The organism is Kribbella sp. NPDC059898 (genome assembly GCF_042730855.1).
Classification (GTDB): domain Bacteria; phylum Actinomycetota; class Actinomycetes; order Propionibacteriales; family Kribbellaceae; genus Kribbella.
Genome location: NZ_JBHWKR010000002.1, coordinates 857,978 through 881,174 on the forward strand (window position 1 = coordinate 857,978; position 23,197 = coordinate 881,174).

General features: G+C 69.8%; 27 protein-coding genes. 14 read left to right on the plus strand and 13 right to left on the minus strand.

Translation table 11 applies throughout. The features are described 5' to 3' along the window. Positions 1–561 (minus strand): PH domain-containing protein, encoded by a 561-nt coding sequence (locus ACFV9C_RS09635; protein ID WP_380192134.1) that lies wholly within the window; start codon positions 559–561, stop codon positions 1–3. Positions 562–607: 46 nt separating this feature from the next. Between ACFV9C_RS09635 and deoC the strand changes: the two genes are divergently transcribed. Genes deoC through ACFV9C_RS09655 form a run of 4 tightly spaced genes read left to right on the plus strand, consistent with a single transcriptional unit; the run spans position 608 to position 4,900 of the window. Next, positions 608–1,576, plus strand: a complete 969-nt coding sequence (gene deoC / locus ACFV9C_RS09640) for a deoxyribose-phosphate aldolase (RefSeq protein WP_380192136.1) — start codon at positions 608–610, stop codon at positions 1,574–1,576. A gap of 5 nt (positions 1,577–1,581) precedes the next feature. Then, complete coding sequence (locus ACFV9C_RS09645) at positions 1,582–3,018, plus strand: aldehyde dehydrogenase family protein (RefSeq protein ID WP_380192138.1); 1,437 nt, start codon at positions 1,582–1,584, stop codon at positions 3,016–3,018. 19 nt (positions 3,019–3,037) lie between these two features. Next, positions 3,038–3,883, plus strand: coding sequence for an aldehyde dehydrogenase family protein (locus ACFV9C_RS09650; RefSeq protein WP_380192139.1), 846 nt, complete (start codon positions 3,038–3,040; stop codon positions 3,881–3,883). Between the two features lie 3 nt (positions 3,884–3,886). Further along, complete coding sequence (locus ACFV9C_RS09655; RefSeq protein ID WP_380192141.1) at positions 3,887–4,900, plus strand: S66 peptidase family protein; 1,014 nt, start codon at positions 3,887–3,889, stop codon at positions 4,898–4,900. A 13-nt stretch (positions 4,901–4,913) separates the two neighbouring features. Here ACFV9C_RS09655 and ACFV9C_RS09660 read toward each other — a convergent pair whose 3' ends face one another. After that, positions 4,914–5,924, minus strand: coding sequence for a serine/threonine-protein kinase (locus ACFV9C_RS09660; protein ID WP_380192143.1), 1,011 nt, complete (start codon positions 5,922–5,924; stop codon positions 4,914–4,916). Between the two features lie 41 nt (positions 5,925–5,965). Between ACFV9C_RS09660 and ACFV9C_RS09665 the strand changes: the two genes are divergently transcribed. Continuing rightward, entirely contained in the window at positions 5,966–6,505 is a 540-nt protein-coding gene (locus ACFV9C_RS09665; RefSeq protein ID WP_380192145.1) for an RNA polymerase sigma factor, read from the plus strand. 5 nt (positions 6,506–6,510) lie between these two features. Here ACFV9C_RS09665 and ACFV9C_RS09670 read toward each other — a convergent pair whose 3' ends face one another. Next, a complete protein-coding gene (locus tag ACFV9C_RS09670; RefSeq protein WP_380192147.1) occupies positions 6,511–6,876 on the minus strand; it encodes a hypothetical protein in 366 nt (121 codons plus the stop codon). Continuing rightward, positions 6,873–7,754: a LysR family transcriptional regulator gene (locus ACFV9C_RS09675; RefSeq protein ID WP_380192149.1), complete on the minus strand. Its 882-nt coding sequence runs from the start codon at positions 7,752–7,754 to the stop codon at positions 6,873–6,875. The genes ACFV9C_RS09670 and ACFV9C_RS09675 overlap by 4 nt, the downstream gene beginning before the upstream one ends. Before the next feature lie 82 nt (positions 7,755–7,836). On the opposite strand from ACFV9C_RS09675, the gene ACFV9C_RS09680 reads away from it, so the two are divergent. Further along, a complete protein-coding gene (locus tag ACFV9C_RS09680; protein WP_380192151.1) occupies positions 7,837–8,580 on the plus strand; it encodes a sulfite exporter TauE/SafE family protein in 744 nt (247 codons plus the stop codon). Next, complete coding sequence (locus ACFV9C_RS09685; protein WP_380192153.1) at positions 8,577–8,834, plus strand: hypothetical protein; 258 nt, start codon at positions 8,577–8,579, stop codon at positions 8,832–8,834. The genes ACFV9C_RS09680 and ACFV9C_RS09685 overlap by 4 nt, the downstream gene beginning before the upstream one ends. Here the strand turns inward: ACFV9C_RS09685 and ACFV9C_RS09690 are convergent. Further along, positions 8,818–9,318, minus strand: a complete 501-nt coding sequence (locus ACFV9C_RS09690; protein ID WP_380192154.1) for a YkvA family protein — start codon at positions 9,316–9,318, stop codon at positions 8,818–8,820. The genes ACFV9C_RS09685 and ACFV9C_RS09690 overlap by 17 nt on opposite strands. A 21-nt stretch (positions 9,319–9,339) precedes the next feature. Continuing rightward, a complete protein-coding gene (locus tag ACFV9C_RS09695; RefSeq protein WP_380192155.1) occupies positions 9,340–10,173 on the minus strand; it encodes an aldo/keto reductase in 834 nt (277 codons plus the stop codon). A 55-nt stretch (positions 10,174–10,228) separates the two neighbouring features. Between ACFV9C_RS09695 and ACFV9C_RS09700 the strand changes: the two genes are divergently transcribed. Genes ACFV9C_RS09700 through ACFV9C_RS09710 form a run of 3 tightly spaced genes read left to right on the plus strand, consistent with a single transcriptional unit; the run spans position 10,229 to position 12,171 of the window. Further along, on the plus strand, positions 10,229–11,272 hold the full coding sequence (locus ACFV9C_RS09700; protein WP_380192156.1) for a DUF5937 family protein: 1,044 nt from the start codon (positions 10,229–10,231) through the stop codon (positions 11,270–11,272). 48 nt (positions 11,273–11,320) lie between these two features. Further along, the gene (locus ACFV9C_RS09705) at positions 11,321–11,743 is read left to right on the plus strand and encodes an SRPBCC family protein (protein ID WP_380192157.1); all 423 of its coding nucleotides are present in this window, start codon (positions 11,321–11,323) and stop codon (positions 11,741–11,743) included. Then, positions 11,740–12,171: a MarR family winged helix-turn-helix transcriptional regulator gene (locus ACFV9C_RS09710; RefSeq protein WP_380192159.1), complete on the plus strand. Its 432-nt coding sequence runs from the start codon at positions 11,740–11,742 to the stop codon at positions 12,169–12,171. The genes ACFV9C_RS09705 and ACFV9C_RS09710 overlap by 4 nt, the downstream gene beginning before the upstream one ends. On the opposite strand, the gene xylB is transcribed toward ACFV9C_RS09710, so the two are convergent. The 5 genes from xylB to ACFV9C_RS09735 form a co-directional block, all read right to left on the minus strand. Further along, entirely contained in the window at positions 12,168–13,610 is a 1,443-nt protein-coding gene (xylB, locus tag ACFV9C_RS09715) for a xylulokinase (protein ID WP_380192160.1), read from the minus strand. The genes ACFV9C_RS09710 and xylB overlap by 4 nt on opposite strands. Positions 13,611–13,619: 9 nt before the next feature. Continuing rightward, positions 13,620–15,011 (minus strand): mannitol dehydrogenase family protein, encoded by a 1,392-nt coding sequence (locus ACFV9C_RS09720; RefSeq protein ID WP_380192162.1) that lies wholly within the window; start codon positions 15,009–15,011, stop codon positions 13,620–13,622. A gap of 62 nt (positions 15,012–15,073) precedes the next feature. After that, positions 15,074–15,919 (minus strand): carbohydrate ABC transporter permease, encoded by an 846-nt coding sequence (locus tag ACFV9C_RS09725; RefSeq protein WP_380192164.1) that lies wholly within the window; start codon positions 15,917–15,919, stop codon positions 15,074–15,076. After that, positions 15,916–16,878: a carbohydrate ABC transporter permease gene (locus ACFV9C_RS09730; RefSeq protein WP_380192166.1), complete on the minus strand. Its 963-nt coding sequence runs from the start codon at positions 16,876–16,878 to the stop codon at positions 15,916–15,918. The genes ACFV9C_RS09725 and ACFV9C_RS09730 overlap by 4 nt, the downstream gene beginning before the upstream one ends. 5 nt (positions 16,879–16,883) lie before the next feature. Next, positions 16,884–18,251, minus strand: coding sequence for an ABC transporter substrate-binding protein (locus ACFV9C_RS09735; RefSeq protein ID WP_380192167.1), 1,368 nt, complete (start codon positions 18,249–18,251; stop codon positions 16,884–16,886). Between the two features lie 125 nt (positions 18,252–18,376). Between ACFV9C_RS09735 and ACFV9C_RS09740 the strand changes: the two genes are divergently transcribed. Both ACFV9C_RS09740 and ACFV9C_RS09745 read left to right on the plus strand, forming a co-directional pair. Next, a complete protein-coding gene (locus ACFV9C_RS09740; protein ID WP_380192169.1) occupies positions 18,377–19,324 on the plus strand; it encodes a sugar-binding transcriptional regulator in 948 nt (315 codons plus the stop codon). 6 nt (positions 19,325–19,330) lie between these two features. Beyond that, positions 19,331–20,116: a phosphotransferase gene (locus tag ACFV9C_RS09745; protein WP_380192170.1), complete on the plus strand. Its 786-nt coding sequence runs from the start codon at positions 19,331–19,333 to the stop codon at positions 20,114–20,116. On the opposite strand, the gene ACFV9C_RS09750 is transcribed toward ACFV9C_RS09745, so the two are convergent. Further along, the gene (locus ACFV9C_RS09750) at positions 20,073–20,492 is read right to left on the minus strand and encodes a hypothetical protein (RefSeq protein ID WP_380192171.1); all 420 of its coding nucleotides are present in this window, start codon (positions 20,490–20,492) and stop codon (positions 20,073–20,075) included. The two genes, ACFV9C_RS09745 and ACFV9C_RS09750, sit on opposite strands and share 44 nt — an antisense overlap. Before the next feature lie 69 nt (positions 20,493–20,561). On the opposite strand from ACFV9C_RS09750, the gene ACFV9C_RS09755 reads away from it, so the two are divergent. Both ACFV9C_RS09755 and ACFV9C_RS09760 read left to right on the plus strand, forming a co-directional pair. Next, entirely contained in the window at positions 20,562–21,161 is a 600-nt protein-coding gene (locus ACFV9C_RS09755; protein WP_380192173.1) for a uridine kinase, read from the plus strand. Between the two features lie 95 nt (positions 21,162–21,256). Continuing rightward, positions 21,257–21,919 carry a hypothetical protein gene (locus ACFV9C_RS09760; protein WP_380192175.1) on the plus strand — a complete coding sequence of 221 codons (663 nt, stop codon included), beginning with the start codon at positions 21,257–21,259 and terminating at the stop codon, positions 21,917–21,919. Here the strand turns inward: ACFV9C_RS09760 and ACFV9C_RS09765 are convergent, their stop codons facing one another. Next, positions 21,920–23,197 (minus strand): thymidine phosphorylase, encoded by a 1,278-nt coding sequence (locus ACFV9C_RS09765; RefSeq protein ID WP_380192177.1) that lies wholly within the window; start codon positions 23,195–23,197, stop codon positions 21,920–21,922. It abuts the gene before it with no gap.

The window sequence follows — 23,197 nt, forward strand, 5'->3', positions numbered from 1 at the left end:
TCAGCGCAGGATGCCTGCGACGACGGCGCTCACGGCCAGGACGACGAGCGCGATCAGCTCCGGGCGGGCCCAGGCGGTGACCACGTCACCCTGTGACTTCCCGGCGTACTGCTCGATGTGGCTCTCGATCCGGTTGACCACGATGTCGGCCTTCGAGATCGAGTTGTCCGCGGCGAGCTTCCGGCCGCCGACCCGTTGCTTGCGAAGATCGCGCATGACCAGTTGGACGCCGGGCGCCCGGTAACGGTTCGCGTCGGTGTGCACCCGGAGCAGGTCGGTGACGTCGGCACCGGTCACCTTCGACCACGGGATCCGGTGGTCGCGCAGGTGGTTGCGGAGCAGCAGGTGCTCCGGGTCCAGCGTCACCGACGGCCGCATCAGGCCGACGTACGCCAGGATCATGAAGATCCCGATGATGCTGCCGACCAGCACCCCGGTCGCGGTCCGCCACTCCAGGATCACGTCGAGCAGCCCGAGACCCCCGATCACCAGCACGATGGTCCCGGTGATCCGGTTCGACGCGGACAGGTACTGCTCGCTCTCCGGCGATTTCGACTTCACCAGCACAACGTAACCGGCCCTCAGAATCGGCACTAGACTGCCGTGGGTGACCACACTCGACAGCGGGCTCGACAAGGACGTCGACACCTTGGCCGACGTGACCTCGTCCGAGGACCGGCTGCGCCGGTTCCTGCTCGGGCTGCCGGGCGTCGACCAGGTCGGCGCGGAGGCCCGTGCCGCCACCCTCAGCACCCGGTCGATCAAGACCACCGCCAAGCAGTACGCGCTGGACCTGGCGATCTCGATGATCGACCTGACCACGCTCGAGGGCCAGGACACCCCCGGCAAGGTGCGGGCCCTGTGCGCGAAGGCGAAACGGCCCGACCCGGCCGACCCGAGCGCCCCGCAGGTCGCCGCGGTCTGTGTGTACCCGGACCTGGTCGCGACCGCGAAGCGCGAGCTGGAGGGCTCCGGGATCAACGTCGCGAGCGTCGCCACCGCCTTCCCCAGCGGGCGTTCCAGCCTGGCGATCAAGGTCCAGGACACCAAGGACGCGGTCGCGTCCGGTGCCGACGAGGTCGACATGGTGATCGACCGCGGCGCCTTCCTGTCCGGGCGGTACGCGATGGTCTTCGACGAGATCGCCGCGATCCGCGAGGCCGCGGGTGACGCGCATCTCAAGGTGATCCTGGAGACCGGCGAGCTGGTCACCTACGACAACGTCCGGCGGGCGTCCTGGCTGGCGATGCTGGCCGGCGCGGACTTCATCAAGACCTCCACCGGCAAGGTGTCCCCCGCGGCCACGCTGCCGGTCACGCTGGTGATGCTGGAGGCGGTCCGTGACTACCACGAGGCCACCGGGCTGCACATCGGCGTCAAGCCGGCCGGCGGCATCCGGACCTCCAAGGACGCCATCAAGTACCTGGTCACCGTCAACGAGACGGCCGGACCGGACTGGCTGGACCCGGAGCTCTTCCGCTTCGGTGCCTCCAGCCTGCTGAACGACCTGCTGATGCAACGCACCAAGCTGGCCACCGGGCACTACCCGGGCCCCGACTACTTCACCTTGGACTGACAGGCATGAGCAGATTCGAGTACGCACCCGCACCGGAATCGCGGGCCATCGTCGACATCAGGTCGTCGTACGGGCTGTTCATCAACGGCCAGTTCACCGACGCGACGGACGGCAAGCCGTTCAAGACCGTGTCTCCCGCTTCGGAAGAGGTGCTGGCCGAGGTCAGCGAGGCCGGGCCGGCCGACGTCGACAAGGCGGTGCGCGCGGCACGGAGGGCGTTCGACAAGGTCTGGGGCCCGATGGCGGGTCGCGACCGGGCGAAGTACCTGTTCCGGATCGCGCGGCTGATCCAGGAGCGCTCCCGCGAGCTCGCAGTGCTGGAGTCGCTGGACAACGGCAAGCCGATCCGCGAGTCCCGCGACGTCGACATCCCGCTGGTGGCCGCGCACTTCTTCTACTACGCGGGCTGGGCCGACAAGCTCGAGTACGCCGGTGTCGGTGACGACCCGCAGCCGTGGGGTGTCGCGGGCCAGGTGATCCCGTGGAACTTCCCCATGCTGATGCTGGCGTGGAAGATCGCGCCGGCGCTTGCCGCGGGCAACACCGTCGTACTGAAGCCGGCCGAGACCACCCCGCTGACCGCGCTCGCGTTCGCGGAGATCTGCCAGCAGGCGGACCTGCCGCCGGGTGTGGTCAACATCGTCACCGGTGCGGGCCGTACCGGTCAGGCGCTGGTCGAGCACCCGGACGTCGACAAGGTCGCGTTCACCGGGTCGACCGCGGTCGGCCGCGCGATCGCGAAGTCGGTCGCGGGGACGCACAAGGCGGTCACGCTGGAGCTCGGCGGCAAGGCGGCGAACATCGTCTTCGAGGACGCCCCGATCGACCAGACCATCGAGGGCATCGTCAACGGCATCTTCTTCAACCAGGGCCACGTCTGCTGCGCGGGCTCGCGGCTGCTGGTCCAGGAGAGCGTGTACGACGAGGTGCTCGGCCGGCTGAAGCGCCGGATGGAGACGCTGCGCGTCGGCGACCCGCTGGACAAGAACACCGACATCGGCGCGATCAACTCGGCCGCCCAGCTCGCGAAGATCCGCGAGCTGTCGCAGATCGGCGAGGACGAGGGCGCCGAGCGCTGGTCGCCGGAGTGCGAGCTGCCGCCGCAGGGCTACTGGTTCCCGCCGACCGTGTTCACCGGCGTCTCGCAGGCGCACCGGATCGCCCGCGAGGAGATCTTCGGACCGGTGCTGTCGGTGCTGACGTTCCGGACCCCGGCCGAGGCGGTCGAGAAGGCGAACAACACCCCGTTCGGGCTGTCCGCGGGGATCTGGACCGACAAGGGCTCGCGGATCCTCTGGATGGCGAACCAGCTGCGCGCCGGCGTGGTCTGGGCGAACACGTTCAACCGCTTCGACCCGACCTCGCCGTTCGGCGGCTACAAGGAGTCGGGCTACGGCCGCGAGGGCGGCCGCCACGGTCTGGAGGCCTACCTTGCCCACTAAGGAAACCCCGAGGCTCGAGGTGCGAAAGACCTACAAGCTGTACATCGGCGGCGCCTTCCCACGCAGCGAATCGGGCCGGTCGTACGTCGTGAACAATGCCAAGGGCAAGTTCCTCGCGAACGCGTCGCAGGCCTCCCGCAAGGACGCCCGGGACGCGGTCGTCGCGGCCCGGAAGGCGTTCAACGGCTGGCACGCGCGGACGGCGTACAACCGCGGCCAGGTGCTGTACCGGATCGCCGAGGTGATGGAGGGGCGGCACCAGCAGTTCAGCGCCGAGGTCGCCGCCGGCGAAGGCCTGTCGATCTCGAAGGCGCGCGCCGTCGTGGACGAGTCGATCGACCGCTGGGTCTGGTACGCCGGGTGGGCCGACAAGATCGCCCAGGTGGTCGGCTCGTCGAACCCGGTGGCCGGCCCGTACTTCGACTTCTCGTTGCCTGAGGCAACCGGTGTGGTCGCGGTGCTGGCCCCGCAGGACTCGTCGCTGCTCGGTCTCACCAGCGTGATCGCGCCCGCGATCGTGTCCGGCAACACGGTGGTCGCGGTGTCGTCGTACGAGCGCCCGCTGCCGGCCGTGACGCTGGGCGAGGTGATGGCGACGTCCGACGTACCGGGCGGCGTGGTGAACCTGCTGACCGGGTCCGCGTCCGAGATCGGGCCGTGGCTGGCGTCGCACCAGGACGTGAACGCGATCGACCTGTGCGGCAGCTCGTCGGCGGACGAGGCGCGCGACCTCGAGATCGCCGCGGCCGGCAACCTCAAGCGGGTACGCCGTCCCGCCGAGGAGGACTGGTCCGCGGACCAGGGGCTCTCGCGGCTCACGCAGTACCTCGAGCTGAAGACCGTGTGGCACCCGATCGGAGTCTGAGTTGTGCTGAAGGAAGGTGACCGGGTCGCGATCGTCTCGCCGTCCCGGGGACTGCCGGAGATCTTTCCGGGGCCGTACGAGCTCGGGCTGCGCCGGTTGCGGGAGGACTTCGGGCTGGAGCCGGTCGAGTACCCGACGACGCGCCGGATGGGCAGCACCCCCACGGAACGGGCGGCGGATCTGCACGCGGCCTGGTCGGATCCGTCGATCCGGGCCGTGATCGCGACGATCGGCGGGGACGACCAGATCACTGTCCTGAAGCATCTCGACCCGGCCGTGTTCCAGGCCGACCCGAAGCCGTTCTTCGGGTACAGCGACAACACGAACCTGCACAACTTCCTTTATTCACTGGGGTTGCCGGGATACTACGGCGGCAGCGTGATGGTGCAGTTCGGCCGCGGCGGCGCGATGCACCCGGACACCGAACGGTCGTTGCGCGCGGCACTGTTCACCGGCGGCGAGTTCGACCTGACGCCGGCGACCGGGTGGACGGACCTCGACCACGACTGGAACGTCCCGGCGAACCTGGAGACCGAGCCGGAGCTGTTCCCCGGCACCGGCTGGCTGTGGAGCGGCACCCGCGAGGTGACCGGGAAACTCTGGGGCGGCTGCCTCGAGATCCTCGACTTCCAGCTGTCGGCGAACCGCTGGATGCTGCCGACCTCGTCGTACGGCGGCGTCCTGTTCGGCGAAACCAGCGAGGAGATGCCGTCCGCGGAGACGGTCTACCGGATCCTCCGCACCATGGGCGAACGTGGCTTGCTCGAACGCTTCGACGCCGTCCTGTGGGGCCGCCCGAAGTCCCGCTCACTGTTCCAGGAACTGCCGCCGGAACAGTCGGTCGCCTACGTCACCGACCAGTACCTCGCGGTCGACCGAGCCCTCACGGAGTACAACCCGGACGCGGTCCTCGTGAAGGGCCTCGACATCGGCCACACCGACCCCATGCTCACGCTGCCGTACGGCGGCCAGGTCCGGATCGACCCCGCCGCCCAGCGGATCACCGTCACCTACTGAACTGTTGTTCTGGTCATCTCCCGAAGAGGAACCATCCCCCGGCACCCGCCGCGACGAACACCACGGGGAGGGCCAGCAGGAACCACCGGCGTCTCCGGCGACGGCGGCGTACCGGTGGATCGGTGGCGACCGTGGTGTCCAGGTCGTCCTCGGTGATGGTGGTCCGCTCGCCGGCCCGGACCGGCGCCTCCTGCTCGAGGCGGTAGGCCTCGGCCTCCAGGCGGTCGGCCAGGGTGTCGGCGCGGTCCCAGCGATCGTCGACCCGGTACGCGAGCGCCCGCGCGAAGACGTCGTCGAGCTGGCCGACCGAGTCGTGCAGCAGCGGGCGGAGGGTCTGCGGCGGGAGGTCCGGGTCGCGGTTCAGGACGTCGCCGATCGAGGACGCGGAGTACGGCGGATGGCCGGTGAGCAGCGCGTACGTGACCGCGCCGACCGCGTAGATGTCGGCGCGTTCGTCGAAGCCGCCGTTCCCGCGGCCCTGCTCGGGCGCCATGTACGACGGCGTACCGACGGCCTGGGTGAGGCCGGACGCCTCCGCGGCGCGCTTCGCCAGGCCGAGGTCGGCGAGCACGATCCGGTGCGTGCCGCCGCCGGCCTCGTCGCCGGGGCGGAGCAGCAGGTTCGCCGGGGTGACGTCGCGGTGTACGACGCCTTCACCGTGCAGTGCGGCCACCGCGCGGGCGAGGTCGGCACCCCACCAGAGCGCGTCGACCGCGTCCAGCCGGCCGTGTCGCAGGACGTCGGCCAGCGTGCCGCCGCCGACGTAGTCCATCACGAAGTACGGACGGCCGTCGTCGAGCTTGCCCAGGTCGAACACCCGGACCACGCGGTCGCTGGAGATCCGGCGCATCAGGCGTGCCTCGGACAGGAAGCGTTCGCGCACGTCGGCGCGCGACGCCCAGTTGTCCGCCAGCACCTTGACGGCGACGTCGACGTCCAGGTCGTCGTCGTACCCCCGCCAGACGGTCGCGAACGCACCCGCGCCGATCTTGTCCCGTAACCGGTACCGCCCGATGACATCCATCCCCGCTATTGTCGGTCACAAACCAGTCCAAAAGGGGGAGCATGACGGAGGAACTGGAAGAACTCGGTGCCCGTGCCGCGGCCGGGGACCAGACGGTGCTTCCACAACTTCTGCAGGCGATCCGTCCGCAGGTGCAGCGCCGGGTGGCCAAGTTCCTGCCGTACCGGGAGGACGCCGAGGAGGCGGTCCAGGACACGCTGCTCCAGGTGGCGAACAAGGTGCACACGTTCCGCGGCACCGGGAGCTTCGCCGGCTGGGTGACGATCGTGGCCACCAACCAGGCGCGCCAGACCTACCGCACGCTGAAGCGCCGCTCGGTCGAACAGTCCGCCGAGGTCCTCCCCGAGTCCGTCGACCCCCGCACCACCTCGGTCATCGCCGGCTCCCGCCTCGACCTCCTCGAAGCCCTGGAAGCCCTCGAGTCCAGCCACCCCCAACTCGTCCAGCCCCTGGTCCTCCGCGACCTCGGCGCCCTCTCGTACGCCGAGATCGCCGACGAACTGGACGTCCCGCTCGGCACGGTCAAGGCCCGCATCCACCAGGCCCGCAAAGCCGTCGCCGAACGCCTCACCGTCCGCTGAGGCTGCTACCCCCTCCGCGCCGTCGTCGCGGCCAGGGCGGCGACGGCGCGTACTTCCTCGTGCGGACTGGTTTCGAGGATCGTGGTGATGAGCGGGAGGTCCGCGGGTTCGGCGAGGGTGGTGAGGACGTTGAGGGCGCTCACGTGGTCGAAGCCGGCGGTGATGTCGGCACTCGCCTCGACCGGTGGGTGGGTGAGGATGTCGAGGGCTACCTGCCGTACGTCGGCGGCCAGTGGCTCGAGCGGGTTGCCGCCGCTGAGTTGGGTGTACGCCGCGGCGACCTGGTACATGTTCAGCGCGCGGCACACCGTCGGCACGTTCGGGCTGTGCAGCAAGGCCTCGAACGCCTGCAGGGGAATGTCCGCACTCATGCCTGAACGCTAGCCGCTGCGTGCAGGTGCTCCGCCAGCAGGTGCGCCGCCTCCGGAGCGTCGGCCGCGTAGCAGACCAGGTGATGCCGGGTCGACCACGCGTCCTGCAGCGGGCAGATGTCCACCTCGGCACTCGGGTCGACAGCCCGACGCGGTACGACGGCCAACCCGGCGCCGGCCGTCGCCAGGGTGATCAGTGCGTGCAAGGTCGGGACCAGCGTGCGGTACCGCGGCGCCGGGGCGTGCGGGCCGAGCCGGTCGTCCATCCACTGGCTGAGCGGCGAGTTCCGGTCGAGCCCGACCAGCGGGTGCTCCGCGACCTCGGCGTACGCGATCGAGGCCCGCCCCGACAGCGTGCCGCCCGCCTGGCCGATCACGACCAGCGAGTCGTCGGCGAGCGGTTCGGTGCGCAGCGGGGTCGGCTCGTCGTCGAGGATCACGCCGAGATCGGCCTCGCCGGCCGCGAGCAGGCGGACCATCCGGACGGTACGCCGCTCGCTCACGTTCACGTCGTACTCCGGATGGTCGCGGAGGAACGTGGCGAGCGCGAGCGGGACCAGCTGGTGCATCGCGGACCCGCCTGCGACCAGGCGGATCGGGGCCGAGCTCGGGACGGCGTACGACGCGACCGCGCTGTCCAGGCGGGTCGTCTCGGCCAGCACCTCGCGGGCGTGCCGGGCCAGCGTGGCGCCTGCCGGGGTCAGCCGGACGCCGCGCCGCTCACGCACCAGCAGCGGTACGCCGGCCTGCGCTTCGAGCGCTCTGACCCGCGCGCTGGCCGAAGGCAGACTGAGGTGCATCAGCCGCGCTCCGGCGGTGATCGAGCCTTCCGCCGCTACGTGTGTGAACAGCCGGAGATCGTCCAGGTCGTACCGCATATCGTCAGCCTACGTCTCAGACTGAGGCTGGCTACGGGGATCGCGCATTGTGGAGTGTCCGTGGAACCCGGATCCTCGAAGGGTGCTGCTGATCCTCCTGGCCGGTGTCGCGGCCGGTGCCCTGAACGCCGTCGGCGGCGGCGGGAGCTTCGTGGCCCTCGCCGCGCTGGTCGGCACCGGCATGCCGCCGGTGACCGCGAACGCGACCACGACCGTCGCGCTGCTGCCCGGGAACGCGACCAGCGCCTGGGTCTACCGCCGCGAGCTCGAAGGCTTCCAGCGGCCCTCGCCCGGCCGGCTCACCCTGGCCAGCGTCGCGGGCGGGGCGCTCGGCGCGGGCCTGCTACTGGTTCTGCCCTCGGCGTCGTTCGACACGGCTGTGCCCTGGTTGCTGGCGTTCGCGACGCTGGTTCTGGCCTTCGGCAAGCGGCTCACTGCTGCACTCAAGCTAGGGCAGCCAGGCCCGGCCGCGATCCTGGCCGGGCAGTTCCTGCTGGCGATCTACGGTGGGTACTTCGGCGGTGCGGTCGGGCTGATGATGCTCGCGTTCTGGACCGCGACGACCACGCTCGACCCGGCGCGCGGGAACCCGCTGCGGGTCATCCAGGTCGCCGCGGTCTACCTGACGGCGGCGGTGATCTTCGTGTTCGCGGCCGACGTACTGGCGCAGCCGTTGCAGCTGGTGGCGATGCTCGCGGGCGCGATGATCGGCGGGTACGCCGGGGCGCACGTGGTGCGGCGGTTGCCGGCCGGCGTACTGCGGGGGCTCGTGCTGAGCACCGCCGTACTGATGACCGGGCTGTTCTTCGTGCGGGCGTTCGGATGAACCGGGCGCGGGTCGCGATGGCGTACCAGGCGTGCGAGGTCGCGGACCTGGCGGCCGGGGTCGCGGCGCTGGACGATCCGGCGGAGGCGGCGGCACAAGCGGCGCGGGTGCTCGCCGCCGCTCAGAAACTCGTTGCCGCGGCCAACCGCCTCGGCGGCCGCGGTACGCCGACGGATCCCCTGCAACTGTTCGCGTACGAGCATCCCGAGGAGGCGGCCGAGGACGTCGCGGACTGGCTCAGCCGCCGTCCGTAGCCCGGCGGCCCCGCGGCGGGGGTTGCTGCGGGAGCTGCTCGCGTTGCTTGCGCAGGTAGAGGCCGGTGGCGGTCGAGACGCTGGTGAGCAGCCACATGAACACGCCGGCGTCGTCGGTGACACCAATGATCGGGAGCAGGTCCGGGATGATGTCGATCGGTGACACCAGGTAGACGATCGCGAGCAGCCAGAGGAACGTCCGGTTCCGCGGCAGGTCGGTGTAGATACCCCGGCGTACGTCGCGGAGCAGCCCTGGCAGTGCCTGCGCGCGTTCGAACACGTTCCCGACCGGGACCGGTTCGCCGCGCTCGATCTTCCGGCGCCGGGCGGCGCGCCGGCGGAGCACGCCCAGCGCGCCGAGGCCGACGCCGATCACCAGCAGCCCGGCCCCGACGCCCACGGCGGGCAGCCCGACGACGTCGCCGTCGCGGAACAGCAACGTCAGCAGCCCGATCAGCCCGAGCACCCCACCGATGTAGACCATTCCCCCACTGTAGAGGGCAGCTCAGCCCACAGGGCTCAGCGCAGCGAGCCGGGCGAGGTGGTCCGGGGTCAGTTCCAGTGCCGCGGCGGCGACGTTCTCCTCCAGATGTTCGAGCGAGCTGGTGCCCGGGATCGGGAGCATCACCGGCGACCGATGGAGCAGCCACGCGAGCGACAACTGCGCTGCGGTGGCGCCGAGTTCGGCGGCGATCATGCCGAGCAACTGGGAGCCGGCGTGCTCTCCGTGCGCGATCGGGACCCACGGAACAAACGCGATCCCCTCGGCGGTGCAGTAGTCGAGGACGGCCTCGTGCTTGCGGTCGGTGAGGTTGTACCGGTTCTGCACGCTCACCACGTCGACGTACTGCCGGGCCTCGACCAGCTGCTCGACCGACACCTCGGAGAGCCCGACGTGCCGTACCTTGCCCTCGGCAACCAGTCCGGCGAGCGTGGCGAGCTGGTCGGCGTACGGTACGGCGGGGTCGACGCGGTGCAGCTGGAGGAGGTCGATGCGCTCGACCCGGAGCCGGCGCAGCGACAGCTCGGTCGCCTGCCGGAGGTACTCCGGTCGCCCGCACGGGACCCATTCGCGCGGCGACGGGCGGGTGTGGCCGACCTTGGTGGCGATCAGTACGCCGTCGTACGGGTGGAGCGCCTCGGCGAGCAGCTCCTCGTTGGCGCCGACGCCGTACGCGTCGGCAGTGTCGATGAAGTCGACCCCGAGTTCGACGGCGCGCCGGGCGACCTTGATCGCGCCTGAGCGGTCAGTGGCGGGGCGGAAGCCGGTCAGTCGCATGGCGCCGAAGCCGAGCCGGTGGACGTCGAGTTCGCCGATCTTCAGACGGTTGTGGTTCATGCGGACAGCCTCCGGCCGGTGGGCGGCGTACCGGAAATGATTTAGTCTGGGCTGAATGCTGACGCTGACCTTCACCGTGGCGGATCTGGCCCGGACGCGGCTCGCGATGTCCCCGTTGTGGGAGGTCGTGGCGAGCGTCCGGCTGCTCCGGACAGGGCGGCCGCATCCGTTCCACCGGGCGTGGGCGACCGCGGTCCGGCAGCGGCTGGACGGGGTCGAGCTGGGGCTGTTGTTCGACCTGGTGGATCCGGACGTGTGGTACCTCGCGGACTTCCTGACCCCGCCGCCGAAGAGTCCGGTGCCGGACCTGGAGACGGATCTCGGGGCGCTCCGGCGGGTGCCGCCCGAGCAGGTACGGGCCGACCTCGACGTGCTCGCGTACGCCCGCCGTACGCCGCTCGGCTCGCTGGCCGAGGCCCGGATGCCACGGCGGCTGCGCACACCACGACCCGGCGAGCTGCCGTCCGCGGCAGTCGCCGAGCTGTACGCCGACCCGGCGGGCGGGATGGTGGAACTGGCGGCGCAGGTCGAGCGGTACTGGGCGCTGGCGATCGCGCCGTACTGGGGCCGGATTCGCGCGCTCCTCGACGGCGACCTGCTGTACCGCGGCCGCCGCCTGGGGCAGGCGGGTCCGGCCGGGCTTTTCGAGGACCTCGCGACCGGCGTCACGTGGCGGGACGGCGTACTGTCCATCCGCCACCGCCGCTTCCACGGCGACCGGCAACTCACCGGCGAAGGCCTGCTGCTCACCCCGTCGGCGTTCGTCTGGCCGACCGTCTACACGAGCACCATCCCACCCTGGCAACCCACGCTCACCTATCCGGCGCGCGGCATGGCCACTCTCTGGACCACCTCGCCCAGCACGCCAACCGGCCTTGCCGGCGTCCTGGGCCGTTCCCGCGCCACGCTCCTCACCCAGCTGGACAGCCCACGGTCGACCACGGAGTTGTCCAGCCGCACAGGCCTGACCCCGGGTGGCACCTCCCAGCACCTGACCACGCTCCGCCAGGCAGGCCTGGTCAGCGCCCACCGCGTAGGCCGGGTCGTGCTGTACGCGCGCACACCGGCCGCGGAGGCGCTGCTCGACGCGAGTCGTTGACTGTTGTCGTGACGACAATTACTGTTGTCACGACAACAGGAGGCCGGGATGTACGAGATCACAGCGGAAACGGTCATCGGCGGTGACAGCGCGGCGGTCTGGCGAGTGGTGACGGACGTCGCGCGCTGGCCGGAGTGGGATCCGCACGAGGATGTCGCGCGGCTCGACGGCGAGTTCGCCGTCGGGACCAGCGGGTGGGTGAAGCAGAAGGGCAATCCGGGAGCCGCGTTCACGCTGACCGAGGTGGTGCCGGAGCGCCGGTGGGCCAGCGAGTGCGCGTTGCCGGGCGGCAAGCTGTGGGGGTCGAACGAGTACGAGCAGTTGCCCGGCGGGAAGATCCGGTGCACCCGGACGGTACAGGTTACCGGGCCACTGGTGCCGCTGTTCCGGTTCTACTTCGGGCGGCGGATGCGGAGGGACTTCTTCCGCACGTGGTCCGCTCTCGAGGCGCGCGCCGCGGCGGTCGTATGAGTGCCGACGTACCGGAAGGGCCACTGGCGTCGCCTGGGTTCTGGCTGCATCACGCTGCGTTGCGCTGGCGGGCCGAGCTGGATCGCCGGCTGCGTGACGTCGGGCTGACGCCGACGCAGTTCCTGCTGCTGGCGTCCACCGGATGGGTCGAACACACGCAGGGCGCGCCGACCCAGCAGCAGGTCGCGGAGACGGCGGGCGCCGACCGGATGATGACTTCGAAGGTCGTGAAGAACCTCGAGGACCGCGGCCTCCTCCGGCGTACGGCGGACCCGGCGGACGCTCGTGCGTACCGGCTGCAGCTCACGCCGGCGGGCCGCCGTACCGCCCGCAAGGCGATCGCCGTCGCGCAGGCGTTGGACGAGGAACTGTTCCGTGAGGCGCCCGCCGCAGTACGCAGCACGCTGCGGCGGATCGCCGAGTCCTAGCGGTTGTACGGCTGGGAGAGGAGCGGGCGGGTGTTGGTGAGGACCTGCTCGTAGTTGGCGCGGATGGTGGTCGCGTCGACGGTGACGGCGGGCTCCGGCTTGCCGAGCGGGATGTTCCAGGTGGGCGGGGTCGCGGCGCCGGAGAGGGCCCAGGCGGCTTGGCGGGCGGCTCCGAGGGCGACGTACTCGGCCGGTTCGGGGAGGACGACCTCGGCGCCGAGGAGGGCCGGGGCAAGGGCCTGTACGGCGCGGGAGCGGGCGCCGCCGCCCAGGAGCAGGACGCGCTGGACCGGGACGTTCTGGTCGCGGAGGGCGTCGACGGCGTCGGCCAGGCCGCAGAGCAGGCCCTCGACGGCGGCGCGGGCCATGGTCGCGGGCTGCATCGTGGCGCGGGTCAGGCCGTAGATCAGGCCGGTGGAGTGCGGGAGGTCCGGCGTACGTTCGCCGTCCAGGAACGGGAGCAGGACCAGGCCGTTGCTGCCGGGCGAGGTGATCGCGGCCTCGTCGAAGGCGGAGAGGTCCAGGCCGAGCATCTCGGCGGTCGCGGACATCACGCGCGCCGCGTTCAGCGTGCAGACGAGCGGGAGGTACTCGCCGGTCGCGTCGGCGAACGCGGCGACCAGGCCGGTCGAGTCCTTCGTCGGGTGCGCCGAGCGGGCAAACGCCGTACCGCTGGTGCCGAGCGAGACCGCGACGTCACCCGGCTGGAGGTCCAGGCCGAGGGCCGCGGCCGCGTTGTCGCCGGTACCGGCCGCAATCGCCGCACCGAACGCCGTCTGCCCGACGATCTCCGCCGGACCCGCGACCCGCGGCAACCGCAACTGCCGCCCGAACGCGAGCTCGACCAGGTCCGTCCGATAGCTGTCCGAAGTCGGCGCCCACCAGCCGGTCCCGGAAACATCTCCCCGATCGGTGGTGATCCCCTCGATCCCGGACCGGTCAGCGGCAAGCTTGTGCGTCATCCAGTCGTGCGGCAACACCACAGCAGCGGCCCGCCGCACAGCCTCCCGCCGTACGTCGTTCGCCGCCGCCTCGTCGCGCATCCAGCGCAGCTTCGTGACGGTGAAGGACGGAACGGGGACCGAGCCGATGGCGTCGGCCCATGCCTCGGGGCCGCCTAGTTCGGCGATCAACTCGGTGGTGGCGTCGGCCGAGCTGGTGTCGTTCCAGAGGACGGCCGGGTGGACGACTTCGCCGGACTCGTCGAGGAGGACCATGCCGTGCTGCTGGCCGCCGACGGCGATCGCCTGGACGCCGTCGAGCAGGCCGTCGGACGCGGTCTCCCACGCCTTCCACCACTCGGCCGGATCCACCTGCGTGGCGTCCGGATGCGGTGCCCGGCCCTCGCGGACGACCGCACCGGTCTCGGCGTCGCACACCAGAACTTTGGTCGCCTGGGTGGAGCAGTCCACCCCGGCGACCAGCCTCAGCTCAGTCATGCCCCCACACTAGAGTGCCTCCAAGGTACGGCGGGCGCCGATCTCGTGCAGCGACCGCAGGGCCGCCTTGTACGGCGTCGTGAACCGCTCGTCCGACGCCAGGTCCCCGAACAGGTCGGGGTCCGAGATGAACACCAGCGGATCCTCCCGGTTGTGCTGCGCGCGCTCGACCAGCTTGTCCCGCAGCCGGTCGACGACCTCGATCGGCTGACCCTGCTCGTCGACGGCCTCGGCGTACCGCGCCCACGACGCGACCACGAGCACCGACCGCTTGATCTCCCGGCCGGCGGCGAGCTGCTCGCGGACCACCGGCAGCAGCCACTTCGGGATCCGGTCCGAGCTCTCCGCACACAACCGCGCCAGCGTGTCCCGTACCTCGGGGTTCGCGAACCGCTCGATCAGCTGGTGCTTGTACCGGTCCAGGTCCACCCCGGGCACCGGCGGCAACGTCGGCGTCCCCTCGTCGTCCATGTAGCCGAGCAGGAAGTCGACGAACAGCTTGTCCTGGCACACCTCGTGCGCGTACCGGTAGCCGGCCAGGAACCCGAGGTACGCCAGCGCCTGGTGCGACGCGTTCAGCAGCCGCAGCTTCATCAGCTCGTAGGGCTCGACGTCGTCGACGATCTGGACGCCGACATCCTCGTACGGCGGCCGCACCCCGCCAAAGTCGTCCTCGAGGACCCACTGTGTGAACGGCTCGCACACCACCGGCCAGCCGTCCTCCACGCCGAACCGCTCGGCCAGCGCGGCCCGGTCCGCGTCGGTGGTGACCGGCGTGATCCGGTCGACCATGCAGTTCGGGAACCGCACCTCGTTCTCCAGGAAGTCCGCCATGACCGGGTCCTTCAAGCGTGCGAAGCCGGCGATCATCTTGCGCGCCACGTGCCCGTTGCCGGGGATGTTGTCGCAGGACATCACGGTGAACGGCGGTACGCCGGCCTCCCGCCGCCGGCGCAGCGCCTCGACGATGAACCCGAACGCACTCCCCGGCGTCGCCTCCGGCACGAGATCCGCGGCCAGCGCCGGATCCGACGCGTCCAGCTCCCCCGTCACCTGATTGACGTGGTACCCACCCTCGGTGATCGTCAACGACACGATCCGCGTCGCCGGATCGACCATCCGATCCAACACCGCCTCGGCCGAGTCGGGCGCAAACAGGTAGTCGACGATCGAACCGATCACCCGAGGCTCCAACCGCCCGTCCGGATGCTTGATCACCAACGTGTACAAACAGTCCTGGGCCGCCATCACCTCCGCCATCCGTTGATCATTCGGCAACACCCCGACGCCGACGATCCCCCAGTCGAGCGCCTTCCCGTCATTCATCAACCGGTCGAGGTACATCGCCTGATGCGCCCGATGGAACCCACCGACTCCGAAGTGCACGATCCCCGGCGTCACCGCCGTACGGTCGTAGCTAGGGGCAACGATCTGGAGAGAATCGAGAGTGGATGCTGACAACTTCACTTGACCGCCCCCAGCGACAGCCCTTGGACGAGTTTGTCCTGCGCGGCGAACCCGGCGATCAGCACCGGCAGCGACACCACGATGGACGCGGCACAGACTTTGGCGAGGAACAATCCTTGACTGGTCACGAACCCAGTCAAGAACACCGGCGCCGTCTGCGCCACCGTACCGGTCAGCACCCGGGCGAACAGCAGCTCGTTCCAGCTGAAGATGAAGCAGATCAGCGCGGCCGACGCGATCCCCGGCGTGACCACCGGAGCGACGACGGACCGGAGCGTCCGGGTCAGCGAGGCGCCGTCCACCGAAGCCGCCTCGAGGATCTCGACCGGCACCTCGGACAGGAAGCTGCGCAGCATCCAGACCGCGATCGGCAGGTTCATCGAGGTGTACAGGATGATCAGCAGCCAGATGTTGTCCAGGAACCCGACCGACTGCGCGAACAGGTAGATCGGCAGCAGCCCGGCCACCACCGGCAGCATCTTGGTGGACAGGAAGAAGAACAGCACGTCGGTCCACTTCTTCACCGGCCGGATCGACAGCGCGTACGCCGCCGGGAACGCGAGCAGGATGACCAGCACCGTGGACAGCACGCTCGCGGTCAGCGAGTTCGCGATCGACGGCCACGGACCGGTACTGAAGAACGACCGGTACCCGTCCAGTGTCAGCGGTGCCGCGACGTCCGGCGGGTTCTTCGCCGCGTTCTCCTCGGAGTGGAACGAGGTCAGCAGCATCCACAGCACCGGCAGTACGAACAGGATCCCGACGATCCACGCGACCCCGCTGAGAACGAACCCGCCACCCCGGTTCTTCTTCCCGGTGACGATCGTGACCTGGCCGCTCATTTCCCGGTCTCCTCTCGGAACAGCGTCGACACCGAGCGCAGTGCGAACGTCGCGATCGCGATCGTGCCGATGACCACGATCACGCCGGCCGCGGACGCCCGTCCGTAGTCGTGCGCGGTGTAGAAGGTCTGGTAGATCGTGTACGGGAGGTTCGCCGTACCGAGGCCGCCGGACGTGATCGTGAAGACCGCGTCGAAGTTCTGGACGACGTAGATCGACCCGAGCAGCGCGGACAGTTCCAGGTACTGGCGCAGGTGCGGCAGCGTCATGTAGCGGAAGATCTCCCACTGGTTCGCGCCGTCGATCCCGGCCGCCTCGATCACGTCGAGCGGACGGCTCTGCAGCCCGGCCAGCAGGATCAGCATCATGAACGGCGTCCACTGCCAGACCAGCGCGAAGATGATCGACCACAGCGGCTGGTTGCTGATCCAGTCCGGCTGTGGCGCGTTGGCGCCGAAGATCCACTTCAGCACACCGTTGAACAGGCCGTACGTCGGGTTGTAGAGCGCGTGCTTCCACAGCAGCGCGGCCGCGACCGGGACCACCAGGAACGGCGTGATCATCATCGTCCGGACGGCACCGCGGCCGCGGAACTTCCGGTCCAGCAGCAGCGCGATCAGCAGCCCGAGGACCAGGCTGATCAGGACGACGCCCGCGGTCAGCAGGATCGTCACGAAGATCGCGTTCCGGGTGTTGGAGTCGGTCAGCACCCGGCGGAAGTTCGCGAACCCGGCGAACCCGCGCTCGTTCGGGTAGTACGCGTTCCAGTCCATGAACGACACCACGATCGTCACCACGAACGGCAACTGGGTGACGACGATCATGAAGATCAGCGCCGGCAGCAGCGGCCCACGCCGGGCCCAGTCACCGGCCCTGCGCATCATCGCGCCCTCCGAACCAGGCCGCGCGGCGTGCCGCTTCGGCCGGGCCTGGGTGTCAGATTTTGCGTCGACGGACATGACCGTTACCCCTTCCCCAGCCGCGAGCGGTACCGCTCGGCGACGTCATCTGCCAGTTTCTGCCCGTGTTTCAGTGCGTCGTCGACGCTCGTCTTCCCCGCGATGGCCGAGCTCACGTCCTGACTGACCTGGGTCCCGAGGTCCGGGAACTCCGGGATGTCGACGAACTGGATCCCCGGCGCCGGCCGCGGCTGGACCCCCGGGTTGTTCGGGTCCGCGTTCTCGATCGCGCTCTTGGTCGGCTCCGCGAATGCGGCCGCCTCCTTCAGGTACTCCGGGTTCTCGTACGTCGAGGCCCGCTTGCCGGCCGGAACGTTGGACCAGCCAACTTTCTGGCCGACCAGGTTCTCGTAGTCCTTGCCGGACGCCCAGGAGATGAACTTCCAGGCGTTGTCCTTCTTCTTCGAGGCTTCCTGGATACCCCAGGCCCAGGCGTACAGCCAGCCGGAGCTGCTGGTCTTGACGACCGGCGCCGGCGCGTAGCCCATCTTGCCCTTCACCGGCGAGTTCGGCGCCTCGAGCGAGCCGGCCGCCGATGTGGCGTCGTACCACATCGCGACGTTGCTCTGGATCGTGTTGTTCAGGCATTCGGTGAAACCGGCCTGCGGTGCGCCCGCCTCACCGTGCGCGCGGACCAGGTCGACGTAGAACTTGGTCGCCTCGGTGAACTCCGGCGCGTTGACCTGCGGCTGCCAGTCCTTGGTGAACCAGGTGCCGCCGAAGGTGTTCACGACCGTGGTGAGCGGAGCGAACAGCTGACCCCAGCCGGGTTGACCGCGCAGACAGATCCCGCGCATCCCCGGTTGCGCGTTGTCGACCTTGGCCGCGATGTCCGCGACCTCCTGCCAGGTCGGTTTGGCGGGCATCGTGATGCCCTTCGACGCGAGGATGTCCTTGCGGTACATCAGGAACGACGATTCGCCGTAGAACGGTTCGCCGTAGATCTTGCCGTCGTCCGCGGTCATCGACAGCGTCATCGGCTTCAGGATGTCGCCCTGGTCGAACGACGGGTCCTTGGCGATGTAGTCCGACAACGGCGCGATCCACTTCGACTTCGCGTAGATCGGGATCTCGAAGTTGCTCACCGACGCGACGTCGTACTGACCGGCCTGGCTGGAGAACTCCTGGCTGATCTTGTCCCGGACGTCGTTCTCCGGCAGCACGGTGAAGTTCACCTTGATGCCGGTCTGCTTGGTGAAATTGTCGGCGGTCAGCTTCTGCAGGTCCACCATCTGCGGGTTGTTCACCATCAGCACGTTGATGCTGTCCGCACCACCGCCGCCGACACCACCACCCCAGCCCGCACACCCCGTGACCGCGGTCATCACCAGCGCGACCCCGGCCACTCCGATGCGTTTGCGCCTAGTCAGCACTTCTGCCTCCGCTCATTTGAGCACGCCTCCGCTCACACCTTGAGTAGACCGGTAAGCCACTTGACCTGTCAAGGGTCTGTGCAACACTTGGGTGCGGTGGTGCTCATATGAGCGGGGAGGCGTTGATGGAGACCCTGGGGCCGGCACAGCTGGTGCTGACAGCGTCGATCGCGCGGCGGTACTACGTCGATGGGCGGTCGAAGGTGGAGATCGCCGACGAGTTCCGGCTCAGCCGGTTCAAAGTCGCGCGGTTGCTCGACCAGGCGCGCAGCAGTGGGCTGGTGCGGATCGAGATCAGCCACCCGGGCGCCATCGACCTGGACCTGTCCGCCCGCCTGCAGGAGGCGCTCGGGCTGCGCCGCGCGATCGTCGTCGACACCCCCGAGGTGGACGAGCCGGCGCTGCGCACCCAGCTCGGCAAGGCCGCCGCGGACCTGCTGTCCGAGATCGTCACCCCGGACGACGTGCTCGGCCTGGCGTGGGCGCGGGCCGTCACCGCGATGACCGAGCAGCTCACGTCGCTCGCCCCGGTGCCCGTCGTACAGCTGACCGGAGCACTCACCCGGCCGGACGTCGAGGCGAACTCGGTCGAGCTGGTCCGGCACACCGCGCGGCTGTCGGGCGGTCCGGCGTACCTGTTCTACGCCCCGCTCGTGGTCCCGGACGCCGCCACGGCACGCGCGTTGCGGCAGCAGCCGGAGGTCGCGGAGGCGATCAGCCACTTCGACTCGGTGACGAAGGCGGTCGTCGGGCTCGGGTCCTGGGACGCCGGTCAGTCGACGCTGTACGACGCGATGGACGAGAAGGCCTGCGAACAGCTCCAGCGGCGCGGCGTGGTGGCCGACATCTCGGGCGTCTTCGTGGACGCCGACGGGGTCGCCGTACAGAGCCGGGTCACCGACCGGGTGATCGCGATCAACGCCGAGCAGATGGGCAAGATCGACGAGGTGATCGCGATCCCGTACGGGCTCGCGAAGGTGGACGCGGTCCGCGCCGCCGTCCGCAGCGGGCTGGTGAACGCGATCGTTACCCACGCACCCCTGGCGAAGGCGCTGCTCGACGAGACAAACTAGCGCCCGATGCCTGACGAGACATTGCTGCTCGGCGGGACTGCGAACCGCGGGTTCGTCGTGCGGGTCGGAGACACCGTCCGACGACCGCTGCGCGCCAGTAGTACGGCGACGCACGCGCTGCTGGAGCACCTCGAACGCGTCGGGTTCGAGGGTGCGCCGCGACTACTGGGCGTCGACGAGCAGGGCCGCGAGGTGCTGTCCTACCTGCCCGGCGAGACGGTGCAGGCGCCGTACCCGGCCTGGTCGATGACGGACGCCGCGCTGGACAGCGTCGCCCTACTGCTACGGGAATACCACCAGGCGGTGGCCGACTTCCGGCCAGTAGGCCTCGAATGGGCCGAGCCGGTGCCTGCCGACTACGTGACCGGGCTGATCAGCCACAACGACCCAAACCTCGACAACGTGGTCTTCCGGAAGGGCACCGCGGTCGCCCTCATCGACTTCGACCTCGCCGGCCCCGGATCGGCGCTCTGGGACGTCGCCACCGCCGTACGACTGTGGGCCCCACTGCGCCCCGACGCGGACATCCACGACGTACGCCGAGGTCGCTCACTGCAGCGCTTCCGCCGCTTCGCCGACGCCTACGGCCTGACCGAAACGGACCGCCGGCGGCTGGTGGACGCGGCCGCCGACAACCACATCTGGTGCATGGACTACGTCCGCCGCGGCGCCGAATCCGGCCACCCGTGGTTCCACCAACGCTGGACCACCGGCGAGGCAGAACTCACCAACCGCACCAACACCTGGTTCAAGACCCAGTCCGAGACCCTCCACCAGGCCCTCCAGAACTAACAGCCTCCGCACGCCCCTCGTAGTACTTCACCTGCAGCCGCTTGATCCATCCTGGGATGAAGATCGCCGAAGCAGTTGGGTACGGCGCACCCCACTCGGACTCGCCCAGGAACGACACCACGATCCCAGCGCCTACGAGGGCAATCACCACGATCCAGCCCTGGCGGCAGATTCGAGGGCCGTCGTCGGACACCAACCCGCGTCGAGTGAGCGCGCCGACGCCGAACATCACCCCGGTCAGCAGCAACACCGCGGAGATCGCCAACTGATACCACCGGTCGGCAGCGGCGTACGTGCCGTAGCCCCGGAACACGGCTCCGGCGGACACCAGCCAACCGACCGCGATCAGTGCGTACACGACCGCTCCTAGCTTCATCTTCGGCATACCTGAGTATCGGCCCGGGTGGATTGGCCGTTACTGCACGAAGTGGAAGAGAATGTGCGGGTGCGTTCACGGGTGGTGTTGCTGGCCGGGCCTTCGGGGGCCGGGAAGTCGCGGCTTGCGGAGCAGGTCGGGCTTCCCGTCGTACGGCTGGACGACTTCTACCGCGACGGTGACGACGAGGCGATGCCGCGCTCCCCGCTCGGGATCGTGGACTGGGACGACCCACGCTCCTGGGACGGCGAGCGGGCGGTCGCGGCGCTCGAGCAGTTGTGTACGACGGGATCCGCCGAGCTCCCGATCTACGACATCGCCGCCGACGGCACCGTCGGTCACCGTCCGGTCAGCATCGGCGACGCTCCGCTGATCGTTGCCGAGGGCATCTTCGCGGACCAGATCACCGGCGCGCTGCGGGATCGCGGCCTGCTGGCGGCGGCGATCTGCGTCTACCACCACCGGGTCGTCACGTTCGGGCGCCGCTTCCAGCGGGATCTCCGCGAGCACCGCAAACCCCCGCTGACGTTGCTCCGTCGTGGTCTGTTGCTGCTCCGCGACGACCCCCAGGTGGTGGCCCGCTGCGTCGCCGCCGGCTGCGAACCGCTGCATCCAAAGGCGGCCCGGGCCCGGATCGAGACCCTTCTCACCACAACTACCTCGTCCTGACACAAGATTGTTCGCCTGAAGTTCACCAACTTCTGTTGGTATCGGTGCCGATCATCGGATGCACTCGGGAGCGAGTGGCCGAACGGAGAGGGACCGTGACACGGAATGCTGCAGGAGTTGCCATTGCAGTAACCGCGCTGCTGCTGGGTGTGACGGCCTGCGGAAGTGACGGCAGTACGTCGGCCAGTGCTGCCGAGACGCCCGCCGCGAAGCACTCGGCGCTCACCGGTACGGCGGACAAGACCGCGAAGAGCACCCTCGCCGACCTGGTCGTACTGCCCGGCGGGTACGTCGCCGACCCCGGCAACCCGACCGGCGCGTTCACGGCGACGTCGTACCTGAACACCTGGTCCGCCGACCCGGCGCTGGACCGCGCGCTGCTGCTGAACGCCGGCTTCGTCGAGGGGTACCGGGCGACCCGGCTGAGCCCCGACAAGAAGAAGCGCTACACCGTGCAGCTGTTCAAGACCGGCTCCGCCGCGAAGGCCCAGGCCCTGCAGAACGGCCTGTGGAAGCAGGACACCCACGACCACCCGTTCGCCGTTCCGGACGCGCTCTCCGACGCGAACGTCGAGTACGACGGCGGCACCGACCAGTCCGTCGCCACCGCCGAGGCCAGCCTCGCGATCGGCGCGACCGTCGTGGAGCTCACCGTCCGCGAGGCCGCCGCCCTGGGTACGACGCTCACCCCGGACACCGGCCTCATCACCACACTCGCCAAGGACCAGCGCACCCGCCTGACCGCACCGTCGAACTGATCAACCGGCGATGCGGTCGATCACCAGCGGACCCAGCTGGTAGGAGTCGGCGACCGCGACCGCGTCGGTCAGTGACTCCAGCGCGCGGTCGATCCGCGTCGGGTCGTCGGTGTGCAGCGTGAGCAGCGGCTGGCCCTCCTGGATCCGGTCGCCCGGCTTGGCGTGCAGCTCCACCCCGGCCACGGCCGACACCGGGTCCTCCTTGCGCGCCCGCCCGGCACCGAGCCGCCACGCGGCCACGCCGACGGCGAGCGCGTCCAGCTTGGAGAGTACGCCGGAGGCCGGAGCCGGTACGACGTGTTGCTCGGGCGCGACCGGGAGTACGGCGGCCGGGTCGCCGCCCTGGGCCGAGATCATCGCCCGCCAGGCGTCCATCGCCGTACCGTCGCGGAGTTTCTCGGCCGGGTCGACGCCGGTGACGCCGGCCGCGGCGAGCATCTCGTTGGCGAGGGCAACGGTCAGTTCGATCACGTCGGCCGGACCGCCGCCGGCCAGGACCTCGACGGATTCGCGGACTTCCAGGGCGTTTCCGGCGGTCAGACCGAGTGGGACGGACATGTCGGTGAGCAGGGCAACGGTCTTCACACCGGCGTCCGTGCCCAGGGCAACCATCGTCTCGGCGAGTTCGCGGGCGTCGGCCAGGTCCTTCATGAACGCGCCGGAGCCGACCTTCACGTCCAGCACCAGCGCGCCGGTGCCCTCGGCGATCTTCTTGCTCATGATCGAACTGGCGATCAGCGGAATCGCCTCGACCGTCCCGGTCACGTCGCGCAGCGCGTACAGCTTCTTGTCCGCGGGTGCCAGGCCGTCTCCGGCGGCGCAGATCACCGCGCCGACGTCCTCGAGCTGCTGCATCATCTCGTCGTTCGAGAGCGCGGCGCGCCAGCCCGGGATCGACTCCAGTTTGTCCAGGGTGCCGCCGGTGTGGCCGAGGCCGCGGCCGGACAGCTGCGGTACGGCGACCCCGCAGGCCGCCACCAACGGTGCCAGCGGCAACGTGATCTTGTCGCCGACGCCGCCGGTCGAGTGCTTGTCGGCGGTCGGGCGGGACAGCTTGCCGAAGTCCATCCGTTCGCCGGACGCGATCATCGCGGCGGTCCAGCGGGCGATCTCGCGGCGGTTCATGCCGTTCAGCAGGATCGCCATCGCGAGCGCGGACATCTGCTCGTCGGCGACGTCGCCCTTGGTGTAGGCGTCGATCACCCAGTCGATCTGGCCGTCGCTCAGCTCGCCCCGGTCGCGCTTGGTACGAATCACGTCCACAGCGTCGAAGCTCAT

What these genes read in the sequence shown, in the direction of transcription:
- ACFV9C_RS09695 (WP_380192155.1), bottom strand. Translation starts at nt 10,173, where the DNA reads ATGAACCACAACCGTCTGAAGATCGGCGAACTCGACGTCCACCGGCTC.
- ACFV9C_RS09685 (WP_380192153.1), top strand. Translation starts at nt 8,577, where the DNA reads ATGAACCGGGCGCGGGTCGCGATGGCGTACCAGGCGTGCGAGGTCGCG.
- ACFV9C_RS09675 (WP_380192149.1), bottom strand. Translation starts at nt 7,754, where the DNA reads ATGCGGTACGACCTGGACGATCTCCGGCTGTTCACACACGTAGCGGCG.
- ACFV9C_RS09670 (WP_380192147.1), bottom strand. Translation starts at nt 6,876, where the DNA reads ATGAGTGCGGACATTCCCCTGCAGGCGTTCGAGGCCTTGCTGCACAGC.
- ACFV9C_RS09745 (WP_380192170.1), top strand. Translation starts at nt 19,331, where the DNA reads ATGCCTGACGAGACATTGCTGCTCGGCGGGACTGCGAACCGCGGGTTC.
- ACFV9C_RS09710 (WP_380192159.1), top strand. Translation starts at nt 11,740, where the DNA reads ATGAGTGCCGACGTACCGGAAGGGCCACTGGCGTCGCCTGGGTTCTGG.
- ACFV9C_RS09725 (WP_380192164.1), bottom strand. Translation starts at nt 15,919, where the DNA reads ATGAGCGGCCAGGTCACGATCGTCACCGGGAAGAAGAACCGGGGTGGC.
- ACFV9C_RS09750 (WP_380192171.1), bottom strand. Translation starts at nt 20,492, where the DNA reads ATGAAGCTAGGAGCGGTCGTGTACGCACTGATCGCGGTCGGTTGGCTG.
- ACFV9C_RS09690 (WP_380192154.1), bottom strand. Translation starts at nt 9,318, where the DNA reads ATGGTCTACATCGGTGGGGTGCTCGGGCTGATCGGGCTGCTGACGTTG.
- ACFV9C_RS09765 (WP_380192177.1), bottom strand. Translation starts at nt 23,197, where the DNA reads ATGAGCTTCGACGCTGTGGACGTGATTCGTACCAAGCGCGACCGGGGC.
- ACFV9C_RS09645 (WP_380192138.1), top strand. Translation starts at nt 1,582, where the DNA reads ATGAGCAGATTCGAGTACGCACCCGCACCGGAATCGCGGGCCATCGTC.
- ACFV9C_RS09665 (WP_380192145.1), top strand. Translation starts at nt 5,966, where the DNA reads ATGACGGAGGAACTGGAAGAACTCGGTGCCCGTGCCGCGGCCGGGGAC.
- ACFV9C_RS09730 (WP_380192166.1), bottom strand. Translation starts at nt 16,878, where the DNA reads ATGTCCGTCGACGCAAAATCTGACACCCAGGCCCGGCCGAAGCGGCAC.
- ACFV9C_RS09705 (WP_380192157.1), top strand. Translation starts at nt 11,321, where the DNA reads ATGTACGAGATCACAGCGGAAACGGTCATCGGCGGTGACAGCGCGGCG.
- ACFV9C_RS09740 (WP_380192169.1), top strand. Translation starts at nt 18,377, where the DNA reads ATGGAGACCCTGGGGCCGGCACAGCTGGTGCTGACAGCGTCGATCGCG.
- xylB (WP_380192160.1), bottom strand. Translation starts at nt 13,610, where the DNA reads ATGACTGAGCTGAGGCTGGTCGCCGGGGTGGACTGCTCCACCCAGGCG.
- ACFV9C_RS09700 (WP_380192156.1), top strand. Translation starts at nt 10,229, where the DNA reads ATGCTGACGCTGACCTTCACCGTGGCGGATCTGGCCCGGACGCGGCTC.
- ACFV9C_RS09660 (WP_380192143.1), bottom strand. Translation starts at nt 5,924, where the DNA reads ATGGATGTCATCGGGCGGTACCGGTTACGGGACAAGATCGGCGCGGGT.